Origin of the sequence: Schleiferilactobacillus shenzhenensis LY-73 (assembly GCF_000469325.1) — a bacterium.
In the GTDB taxonomy this organism is placed as follows: domain Bacteria; phylum Bacillota; class Bacilli; order Lactobacillales; family Lactobacillaceae; genus Schleiferilactobacillus; species Schleiferilactobacillus shenzhenensis.
In genome coordinates this window covers 1-1,586 of record NZ_KI271633.1, presented here as the reverse complement: position 1 = coordinate 1,586, position 1,586 = coordinate 1, and the positions used below count along the sequence as shown (strand labels likewise).

Here is a 1,586-nt window from a genome sequence, read left to right as displayed (position 1 = left end):
TTGAGAGGCAGGCCTCTCAAAACTGAACAAAGTTTTGACTGTATCGGTTTCCGTTGCCTGCTGACCAAAGGTCAACAGGACTTTTTCCTTAGAAAGGAGGTGATCCAGCCGCAGGTTCTCCTACGGCTACCTTGTTACGACTTCACCCTAATCATTTGTCCCACCTTAGACGGCTGACTCCTTACGGTTGTCCCACCGGCTTTGGGTGTTACAAACTCTCATGGTGTGACGGGCGGTGTGTACAAGGCCCGGGAACGTATTCACCGCGGCGTGCTGATCCGCGATTACTAGCGATTCCAGCTTCATGCAGGCGAGTTGCAGCCTGCAATCCGAACTGAGGATGGTTTTTAGAGATTCGCTTGACCTCGCGGTCTCGCTGCTCGTTGTACCACCCATTGTAGCACGTGTGTAGCCCAGGTCATAAGGGGCATGATGATTTGACGTCATCCCCGCCTTCCTCCGGTTTGTCACCGGCAGTCTGTCCAGAGTGCCCAACTGAATGCTGGCAACTGAACATAAGGGTTGCGCTCGTTGCGGGACTTAACCCAACATCTCACGACACGAGCTGACGACAACCATGCACCACCTGTCATTCTGTCCCCGAAGGGAACAGCTGATCTCTCAGCCTGGCAGAAGATGTCAAGACCTGGTAAGGTTCTTCGCGTTGCTTCGAATTAAACCACATGCTCCACCGCTTGTGCGGGCCCCCGTCAATTCCTTTGAGTTTCAACCTTGCGGTCGTACTCCCCAGGCGGAATACTTAATGCGTTAGCTGCAGCACTGAAGGGCGGAAACCCTCCAACACTTAGTATTCATCGTTTACGGCGTGGACTACCAGGGTATCTAATCCTGTTTGCTACCCACGCTTTCGAGCCTCAGCGTCAGTTACAGACCAGAGAGCCGCCTTCGCCACTGGTGTTCTTCCATATATCTACGCATTTCACCGCTACACATGGAGTTCCACTCTCCTCTTCTGCACTCAAGTCTCCCAGTTTCCGATGCCCTTCTTCGGTTAAGCCGAAGGCTTTCACATCAGACTTAAAAGACCGCCTGCACTCGCTTTACGCCCAATAAATCCGGACAACGCTTGCCACCTACGTATTACCGCGGCTGCTGGCACGTAGTTAGCCGTGACTTTCTGATTGAATACCGTCACTGCGAGATCAGTTACTATCCCACACGTTCTTCTTCAATAACAGAGTTTTACGACCCGAAAGCCTTCTTCACTCACGCGGCGTTGCTCCATCAGACTTGCGTCCATTGTGGAAGATTCCCTACTGCTGCCTCCCGTAGGAGTTTGGGCCGTGTCTCAGTCCCAATGTGGCCGATTACCCTCTCAGGTCGGCTACGTATCATTGCTTTGGTGGGCCGTTACCTCACCAACTGGCTAATACGCCGCGGGTCCATCCTTTAGTGACAGCTTACGCCGCCTTTTACCCGGAGACCATGCGGTCTCCGTGGTTATTCGGTATTAGCATCTGTTTCCAAATGTTATCCCCAGCTAAAGGGCAGGTTACCCACGTGTTACTCACCCGTCCGCCACTCGGTGTTATCTGTAGTTGGTAGTGCAAGCACCACCGCGAACT

General features: G+C 52.9%; 1 rRNA gene. It reads right to left on the bottom strand.

The features are described from left to right. Positions 1–92: 92 nt before the first annotated feature. Positions 93–1,586 (bottom strand): 16S ribosomal RNA (locus L248_RS14905); the annotation flags it as partial.